The sequence below is a fragment of the Oleiphilus sp. HI0125 genome, assembly GCF_001635355.1.
The window spans coordinates 1-9655 of sequence record NZ_LWGF01001000.1 but is presented as its reverse complement, the minus strand read 5'-3'; the positions used below and the strand labels follow the sequence as shown (position 1 = coordinate 9655).

7 protein-coding genes are annotated in these 9655 nt (G+C 43.4%); 2 read left to right on the top strand and 5 right to left on the bottom strand.

Features of this window, described 5'->3' with window-relative positions:
* Window positions 1-424 precede the first annotated feature (424 nt).
* Window positions 425-1921 carry an aldehyde dehydrogenase gene (locus A3762_RS17170; protein ID WP_068478888.1) on the top strand — a complete coding sequence of 499 codons (1497 nt, stop codon included), beginning with the start codon at window positions 425-427 and terminating at the stop codon, window positions 1919-1921.
* 44 nt (window positions 1922-1965) lie between these two features.
* Here the strand turns inward: A3762_RS17170 and A3762_RS17165 are convergent, their stop codons facing one another.
* The gene (locus A3762_RS17165) at window positions 1966-3264 is read right to left on the bottom strand and encodes an FAD-binding oxidoreductase (RefSeq protein WP_068478890.1); all 1299 of its coding nucleotides are present in this window, start codon (window positions 3262-3264) and stop codon (window positions 1966-1968) included.
* Window positions 3265-3426: 162 nt separating this feature from the next.
* Between A3762_RS17165 and A3762_RS17160 the strand changes: the two genes are divergently transcribed.
* The gene (locus tag A3762_RS17160; RefSeq protein ID WP_068478893.1) at window positions 3427-3975 is read left to right on the top strand and encodes a cupin domain-containing protein; all 549 of its coding nucleotides are present in this window, start codon (window positions 3427-3429) and stop codon (window positions 3973-3975) included.
* Between the two features lie 87 nt (window positions 3976-4062).
* Here A3762_RS17160 and A3762_RS17155 read toward each other — a convergent pair whose 3' ends face one another.
* The 4 genes from A3762_RS17155 to A3762_RS17140 form a co-directional block, all read right to left on the bottom strand.
* A complete protein-coding gene (locus A3762_RS17155; RefSeq protein WP_156493545.1) occupies window positions 4063-5562 on the bottom strand; it encodes a hypothetical protein in 1500 nt (499 codons plus the stop codon).
* Window positions 5562-7013 (bottom strand): rhomboid family intramembrane serine protease, encoded by a 1452-nt coding sequence (locus A3762_RS17150; RefSeq protein WP_068478899.1) that lies wholly within the window; start codon window positions 7011-7013, stop codon window positions 5562-5564. Before A3762_RS17150 ends, A3762_RS17155 begins: the two co-directional genes overlap by 1 nt.
* Before the next feature lie 427 nt (window positions 7014-7440).
* A complete protein-coding gene (locus A3762_RS17145) occupies window positions 7441-8328 on the bottom strand; it encodes a succinylglutamate desuccinylase/aspartoacylase family protein (protein WP_068478902.1) in 888 nt (295 codons plus the stop codon).
* A gap of 334 nt (window positions 8329-8662) precedes the next feature.
* Entirely contained in the window at window positions 8663-9544 is an 882-nt protein-coding gene (locus A3762_RS17140) for an aspartoacylase (RefSeq protein ID WP_068478905.1), read from the bottom strand.
* Window positions 9545-9655: the final 111 nt, after the last annotated feature.

Below are 9655 nucleotides of genomic sequence, written 5' to 3'. Positions count from 1 at the left end.
ACACCATAAGCCGGCGGTACCGTCTAAAATTGTACGACCATCATCAGAGGTGTAGTGCATTCCTTCTGCTGAGACGAGCATGCGTGGTTGTTTTTTGAATTGTCGATTAGCCGTGAAGGGCATCCAAAATGCATTGTTATTACCAAAGTCAGAGTTCGACATTTACAAAGCCTCTGTGTGTTATATTGAACGTCTATGAGTCGAGTTTATGTAAAATAAATAAAACATCAAGAGCATATTTGTATTAAATGAAATTTNTTTACAATAATGGGGCAAAAGCCAATATTAGTGCGGGTGTGAGTGGGCATTAAATTAGATTTGGTGTTCAATATATTGAAAGAATAATTGAAAAAACGCGCAAAACTAGTATTGTGCGTATGTAAAGTATACGGCAACACTTTCAGAATTTTACCGGAGTGCAAACATGACAACGGATCAGAACTTACATTATTGGCAGTCATTCGCAGAGACTGTATCGATTGAGGGGCGTGCGTTTATTGACGGGCGTTATCAAGATGCAGAAAGCGGAGAAGTCTTTGATTGTATTAGTCCTATTGATGGACGTGTTTTATGTCAGGTTGCTAGTTCCGGAGAAAGTGAAGCAAATCGTGCAGTCGCTGCAGCAAGAGCTTCTTATGTATCGGGTGTTTGGGCAGATAAATCGCCTGCCGAGCGTAAAGAGATCCTTTTTAGATTTGCGGATTTGATCGAAGCAAATCAAGAAGAGCTGGCTTTGCTAGAAACCTTAGATATGGGTAAGCCGATTAGTGATTCGCTTGGTGTAGATGTTAATGGAACCCTACGTGCCTTGCGCTGGACAGCCGAAGCCATCGATAAAGTATACGACGAGCTAGCCACCACTTCTCACGATCAGCTTGGAATGGTGACGCGTAATCCTGTGGGTGTTGTGGCGGCGATTGTTCCGTGGAACTTTCCTATGTTGATGGCAATGTGGAAATTAGCGCCAGCGCTTGCGATGGGAAACTCGGTTGTACTGAAACCTTCAGAAAAATCGCCACTGACAGCGATCAAACTGGCACGCTTGGCGCAACAAGCAGGTATTCCTGATGGTGTATTAAATATTTTACCAGGATTTGGCCATTCTGTTGGTGCGGCATTAGCCAAGCATGATGATGTGAATACGCTCGTATTTACGGGTTCAACAGGTGTTGCGAAGCGTTTGATGATTATGGCGGGCGAGACCAATATGAAGCGTGTTTGGGCGGAAGCTGGTGGCAAGTCAGCAAACATTGTTTTTGCCGATGCGCCAGATCTAGATGAAGCTGTTGAAGCTGCTGCTTCAGCGATTTGCTTTAACCAAGGCGAGGTTTGTACTGCTGGTTCCCGTTTACTTGTTCAAGATAATATTGCTGATGAGTTCATCGAAAAATTACAGACAGCCTTCCAAGCGTGGAAACCAGGAAACCCATTAAATCCAGCAACAACCATTGGTGCAATGGTTGATGATATTCAGATGAAGCAAGTTCTTGGCTATGTTGAAAAAGGTAGTGCTGAAGGGGCAACCTTGCGTTGCGGTGGCGAGCAGTTGGACATCGAACCGAATGGATATTACGTGCAGCCAGCTATTTTTGAGAACGTAACGAACGATATGGCGATCGCGCGTGAAGAAATTTTTGGCCCAGTACTATCTGTCATTCGTTTTAAAGACGAAGAAGAAGCGTTGGCGATTGCTAATGATTCTATCTACGGATTAGCTGCAGGTTTATGGACTTCTGATTTGAGCCGTGCGCATCGGGTCGCGCGTAAGCTAGAGGCTGGTTCGGTTTGGGTGAATCAATACGATGGTGGTGATATGACGGCACCATTTGGTGGATTTAAGCAGAGTGGTAATGGACGAGATAAGTCCTTGCATGCGCTTGATAAGTACACTGAATTAAAAGCAACTTGGATGAAGATCTAGGTGGCAAAAGAGCTTGGTCAGCGGCCAAGCTCTTTTTGTTTGTATTAGCTGAGCCAATCCTTCAATCGGTGATATAGCATACCGATCGCTAATAAGGGTGATCGGAAGCGTCTTCCTCCTGGGAATTGAATATGACTGATCTTCTCAAACCATGCGATACGGTTTGATTCCCCACTAATTGCTTCTGCAATCACTTTGCCGGCCATGTGTGTCACGTTGACGCCATGACCTGAATACGCTTGCGCAAAGTATACGTTCTCTTTTAAACGACCAACCTGAGGGAATCTGTTTGCGCCAATCCCGATCATTCCACCCCAAGCATAATCAATCGCGACGTCTTTTAAGAAAGGAAATACTTTGTCCATGTTAGGGCGCAAAGCTGCAACAATGTCTTTAGGATCTCTTCCCGAGTACGTGCACAGACCGCCAAATAATAGGCGCTTGTCTGCACTTAAACGGTAATAGTCTAGGTCTATGCGTTGATCGCAAACAGCCATGTCTTGCGGAAGAATTTTATTACATAGTTCTTCGGATAGAGGCTCCGTTGCAATCACGTAACTTCCTGCGGGAAGTACCTGACCTTCGAGCTGTTTATTGAGTCCCGCGACATGTGCGTTGCCGCATATTACGAGCTTATCTGCGATCACTTCGCCAGCTTCGGTTGTAATTCGGTTACGCTTGCCGTACTCAATATTGGTAACCTTAGACTGTTCAAATATTTGAACTCCTAGCTCGTGTGCGGCATTCGCTTCACCACACACCAAATTTAAAGGATGAAGGTGTCCGCTGCCCATATCAATGAGTCCACCGATATAAGTCGTTGAGCCAACCACTTCATGCATTTCGTCTTTTTCTAACAGGCGTGTTTCATGTGGATAACCAATTTTATCTAGCCACGCTTTGTGCTCTTTAAAGTCTTCTACATGTCGAGGTTTATGCGCCAAATCGCAATAGCCCATCTTTAAATCGCAATCAATGTTGTACTTTTTAACGCGCTCTCTGACGATATTAACGGACTCAAATCCCATGTCTTCAATGGCCTTTACACCCTCTTCTCCTAGGGCTTTCACAAAAGGCTCAATACCATGAACAACACCTTGGATGAGTTGTCCACCATTGCGTCCTGAAGCTCCCCATCCGATGCGATATGCTTCGAGCAATACAACTTTGAACCCTCTTTCAGCAAGTTCAAGAGCGGTATTTACACCGCTAAATCCACCGCCAATGACGCATACCTGTGTGTCGAGGCTTTTCGTTAGTGATGGGTAACGCATCGGGTATTTCGACGTCGCCGCATAGTAGGAGTTTGGGTATTCGTTGGAGTGCGTTCTAGGATTTAGCATGTTTGATATTCACAACAAATTAGTTTGATATAATTGACGAATGTATAGCATTTTTTACACGCTGCAAAGTAAAAGATCTATTATTTCATCCTTATGGTGGGTAAGATGTAGCCAAAATGTAGTTGAAGACTAATTGAATCATAAATTAATAGGTGGTTTTACGTGGATGTAGGAAAGCGCTTGTCTGAAGTACGTAAAAAGTCGGGAATTTCGCAACGAGAACTAGCTAAGCGTGCTGGTGTTACGAATTCTACAATCTCGATGATCGAAAAGAACAGCGTCAGCCCCAGTGTGAGCTCTTTGAAGAAAGTACTCTCTGGATTACCTATGTCTCTAATGGAGTTCTTCGATTCTGACGACTCTTCGCGTGTTGATACGCCAGTTGTGTATAGCGCTGACGAATTCTTAGATACCTCAAGCCCTGGTTTAGATTGGAAGCTTATTGGTAAGGCTTTCCCTAATCGGCAAATGTCTTTTATGGTCGAAAAGTTAAGCCCCGGTGCAGATACCGGTGAAGACATGTATATGCATGAAGGTGAAGAGGCTGGGTATGTCTTAAGTGGCAAAATGGAGCTTACGGTTGATGGTGAGGTCTACATTGTTGAGGCCGGTCAAGGTTATTACTTTGATTCACGCAAAGAACACCGTTTCAGAAACCCTTTCGATAGTAATTGTGAGCTAGTATCTTGCACCACTCCTGCAGATTTTTAGTTTATCTCTAGAATTCAAATCTTATTAGGGAGGCTTCTCTAAAAGCCTACAAGCCTCCCAATGTCCCAGGCCTTTCTCACAGTCGCATTAGTTAAACTCAATCGGCGGCAATTTATTTAAGCCAGTTTCTTCTTTAGATTGATTGATAGCAGGTTTTGTTTGTCGAGACAGCTGAGTTGGAGTTTCTAATTCTTTCGACTCAAATGGTTTGCTTTTCTTGGCATTCTCAGCAGCGCGTCGACGTTTGAGCTTGTTTAAAAACTCCTCAACCAAAGGGGCTTTATTTTCGAGCTCTGGCACTTCTAGAATTGCTTTGACCAATAACTCATATTCATCGATTAGCCTAATAAAGTGGGGTGAACTTTTATGCAGGTCTTTGAGCAGTTTTACAGTGAGTTTGAAATTGCCTTTATCAAAATTGCTCCTCGCTAATTCAAATCTCAAATTAGGGTCTGTTGGCAAATAGTGTTTACAAGCCAATGATGCACGTTTGAAGCTAATCGCGAGCTTATCGTTTTGACCCGATTGGGTTAAGTGCTTGAGGTAGCGGTCGAATACTAGTGAAGCTTGATTTGGTGTCTTTGGTACGCGGGCCAAACTTAACTGGAAGCAGGATTCGTTCAGTTCTTTGTCGCCCGGATGGCTTTTTAAAGCTTGTTCATAGAGCCGGGCTACCTTAGTTAGCTCGCCTTTTTTGGTTAGAAGTTTGATATGAGCTAGGCACTTCTCTTTATCTGAGCGAATGCTTTTGGGCTCATTGGTGAGCGATTCAGCCGTGTAACCTAGCTTTGCTTGGTACTGAAAAATCATGTATCCCATTAAGTGGAACATGACCACAGAATAAAAGTTGGAAATCGCGGATTGAAGAGCCATTGAGACAAACGAGCCCTCGTAGCCAATAATTTGGCTAAGCAGATCAACAGAACCAAGCATGACCATCATCAATGCTAAGATAAGGCCATAAGGCATTCCAATACTGCTAATCAGCGCAATTATTTTTAGAGGGTTCAATGCTTCTGCGAGACTCTCCGTCATCGCATAGAGAATGATCATCGCCGGTATTGAAACGATGACAAAGAATCCAAGAAACGAAGCGAATCCTGCTCCTAATAAAGTACCTGCTGTTGCGACAGCCACTAATAGCAATACAAGAACGAAGAGTATTTTGAATACTAAAAGCACACCGCCTTCATAAGCCGATGTGACATTGGGTGCTTGCATATTGCCCATGGCTGTTTCGGAAAGACAGTTAAAGCAATACTTAAACATCACACCAGAAGTTAATAGGTATAAACCTATCATCAGTGGCACAAACAAAAAGCTTGCCGCTGCCATGGCCATCGAAACAACAACGATAAACGAAAGGCTTTGCTTGCTCAGAGGATACCGGAAACTTTGATCAATTCGCCGCCAGAAGGGTACGACATCAGATTGAACGCCAAGGCTTTCAGTTTCTCGCTCACAGATCATGCATGTGGGATTTTTGTTTGTTTTGCTTTCATTTAAACAGGTAGGACAAAAATCCTGATCGCAATGAGTGCAGTGATGGCTAGCAGGGCTAAGAGGGTGATAATGGCAGTAGGACATTATTGACTCCCTCCCAGGCCTATTGTTGTTTCAGCAATATTTGCATAGTGCTGGGATTTTTCTGATTGCTTGCACTTTCCAAAAACAATCGACAGCTTTCGGGCCAGAACATCGAGGTTGAGTTGACTATTTTGTTGAGTGTTGAGCTTCTCGAAAATATCTTCAGCAAGGCTTATATGCTCGTTAGTACAAAGTTTTAATGCCAGCTTGTATTGCTGCTCTTCATTCAGCTGGCTCATGAGGTCTGGTGTGTTCTCGCAGATATTGGCTAACTGGCTTAGATCTCGCTCGTCTCGTATTTTTATATCCATTAAGGTCGCGAAAAATAGAGCATGACCTTTCAATCCCGTTTCTTGAGATAACTTAAAAGCCAGCATGTTGAGTTCAAAGCTTGCCCCGTAATCCTTGTTGTACTGTTTGATACTTTCTACAGCTCTCGCAAATGAGAAGCGGTCTATCTGTTCGTAAATCTTGGCTCTAGCTTCGCGTTCTGGATCGATTTCTTGGTTTTGTTCCACGTACTCTGTATTCACAAGTTGAGGTCGGAAGAAGTAGATCAAACCAAGCAATGCTCCACCCCCAGCAAAGCCACCCGCGTGCGCCATAAAGGCGACATTCGAATGCGGGTTGAGAAAGTAGTCGCTTATCTCTTTGCCGATATACAAGGGAAGGATGAGCAAGGCTGGTGCTCGAAAATATCCAGCAAATACAAAAATCCAATAAAAGAACTCAATTTTGCGCAACCTGAATACACCCAGATACATGGCCATGACACCAGATATTGAGCCTGACGCTCCAACTAGAGAGGTGTCGCTTGAGAGATCCATTACCGCATACAACAGGCCTCCAGCAATTCCTGAAAGCAAATAGAGCAGCAAAAACATCCAACCACCAATGGCTGCTTCAACAGCGAATCCGCAAAAAACGAGGAAGAACATATTGCCAAGTAAATGCATGAAATCGCCATGCAGAAATTGATAGCTAATCGTTTTGAACCAGCTGAGTTCTGATGGAATAAGCCCGTGAGCCAGATAGCTTTGTGAATTGAAGGCTTCGTTGACTTGAGCTCTTAGTTGGAGCCAGTTTTGCCAATTATCAGATACATCATAGGGGTCAAATACTAGGAAGTTGCTATTGCTTTGAATAAATGGATAAAAGTCTTTATCTGAAATGATGCTGTATATGATGTCGGTGTCATAACCGTCGTTATATTCTTCTTTACAGGCTTCCAGCAAATCAGTTTCATTACTTTGCTCTAAATACTTTTGATACCCCTGCCATTCTTTTTCTAACAGATTGAACTTGGCGTATTGTTCATAGGCATATTCAAATTTGGCTGAGTCGCCAGACTGGTAGAGAAAGAAAATGCCAACGTTTAGCAAAACGATCGTGAAGAGCATGACCGGAGAGTATCTCCAATCAAAACGTTTTTCTGTAGGTAGAATGACCATCCGTATCCTTAGTTAAAAATGTCCCTTTATAAAAGCTTAGCAAGAGCTCATGAGCTTTCTAATTTTATTGGACTTTTTGAAAAATAAGGGGGGATAGTGGCGTCTAGGTAAGAGGGTTAGTGTCTTGGTTTAGACATGAGGAGACGTTGGCGCAAACAGGTTCTTTATGCCCACTTCAAGAGTAAAGTGGAACTAAATCTGTATCATTTTGGACTTCTTATTTTCCTTTAGTCATTTGAAAATAACGGACCAAATGGGATATTGAAAACTGGGTTGAACTGTATCTTTATAGACGTTAAGAAGATTTATAAAGCTGACTACAATGGCTAATGAGTTTGATGAGCCGAAATAAATTACACCTCCTCCGAATCAGGGTAGAGCTTTCCATCGGCATCATCTGTAACACAAAGAGTGTTTTATTTTGGTATCAAGATTGTGGTTCAGGACTCGCTGTTTCAACGCCGAAGTAAAACCATTCACCACCCACACTGGTGTGTAATTTTGGTAATATGATGACGCCTCGTTCGGGGGCGACAAGCTCCTCACCATCGGCGTAAGTTGCCAACACATCATTTTTTTCCACGGTATCGTAATGCTTCCAGGGCTGAGTGGTGTCGCCTTCTTTTTCTTTATAAAAAACTGACTTCATCTGTACGAATCGTTGTTGATCCGTTGGCTTTACTCTATCTTGCTCGACGCCTCTAGGATCCATCATCCCCAGATGTGTGAGTGCATTAATAATGGTGTAGTAAGCAATATCCGCGGCATCGTCGTTAAGATGGTTGCCACACTCGATGGTTGTCGCAACACAGCCTACCGATCTAGCGTATTCAACGGTGCCCATGTTATCTCTTGGATCTTCTTCAACCTTACCGAAGGCCTCTGCCCAGCCATAAACAAAGTCATTGATACCCAGCGAACGGCAATATTCAATCTCCTGAGTATTCGTGGAGCCTAAGAATCCAAAGGGCCCACCTTGGGAAGCATAAGAATGAATGTCGAGCAATACATCAGCTTGATCGAGAAGACCGCAAAGCACGGGATCGATGAGGTCTTCATAGTCTTTAGGCGACTCTTTTATGTACATCGCGCGGTTGAGGTTACGTTCATAGAAGCGGGTACCTTGTTCGTATGCTTTGGGATTACAAATCGGGACGCACGTCAATGTGCCTTTGGTTAAAGAGAGCCCATTGTTGAGTTCATCAATTAGCTTGCGAATAGCAGTGGTACCGCAGGTTTCATTGCCATGCACAGCTCCTAAAACAATCAAATGTGGACCAGGGTTGAGCGTCTCGAATCTTGAAATAGAAATCATAAAAAATTAGTTCTGTTGTAAGGTGTTATTCATCATCTGCACATTAATGGTCTAGGGATAATATCGGGTCCCCGTTGTCGATCTGGCCAATGCGAATATCATTTACTCACCATAAACGTCGACGTATGCAATATTGTAGCTCTACCAGCGCATTCCAACAGCAGCCGTTAGCAACTCGCTATCTTAGTGTCAGTTGAATCCTGGGAGAGGAAATAAAAACTGAAAAAGCCTTAACGATGTCCTTCCAGCCTTCAGGAACAGTAGTTCTCAGCCTTCAGCCCCTGACCTGACCAGACATGGGATAAAGCACGGAGTTACAAACAAGTTCGGGATGTCAGTCGGTCCACGTTAGGTGTCTCTTGCGCATGAGTGACAGGCCATGAGCCTGGTCATAATAGGCGGCTTCATTAACAAAAGCGACATAGACCGGTTCGTGATACTCAAACAAGACTGTTTCTCCGGTGTCCAAAATAAAAATTGGCTCGCCCGGGGATAATTTACAATAATCCTGATCCTGTAATTGCGGGTGTATCATGCCGATGATTTCACCACTTTCATCCCGCGGCAAATGCAGTTTCTCAGTAAACTGGAAGACGTCGGCTTCTCGGATAGAGGGTAGGCTCAGTTGTCCACTTAATTGTAAATCGATAAAGTCTAAGGCATGGCTCAATGCTTGGCGTGTATGTTCAAAAGCATCCCACCGAAGCAAGCCTTGCGCTACAGGACCAACTTCAATGAGAAAACCATGCTTGGCTATCGAACAAAGAAAAGAATTTGTAGTAGGGGCGTTATCTTCATAAAATATTACAGCGCCTGGTAGTTGTTTTTGCACATAAAGGGCCATATCCAAAGCAAGCGGATCGTTCTGCTGAACTATAAGCGTAATCCCCATATTTGCTGTAGTGGTATGTAGGTCAATAATCCAGTCAGTCTGAGTGTTAGGGCCTTTGGGGCCAAATTGTTCATTTATTTCTTTTGCTCGGGATTGTTCTCGATTCTCCGGTATATTACTGAGCAACTCTTCACTAAAACATCGATTCAAATCCTGATCGAGGTATCGTCGGTTATTTGCCATCGCTAATTGGTTGGCCAATAAGGTTTTCGCTACAAAATGATTGCGCTCTAACTCTGTCGAACTTGCCTGTAAACGACGAATTAACTGAACGCCAGTACGCTCATTGCCGTGGGTACCGCCTACGATCAAAACTTGGATCATATATTTAATGCTAAAGAAGCTTGATTAGATTAAGAGAGAAGAAACAATATTATAATTTGACAGTTCAAATATTAAATAATGCCCGTAATTTTGTATAGGGCGCCGAGTAAG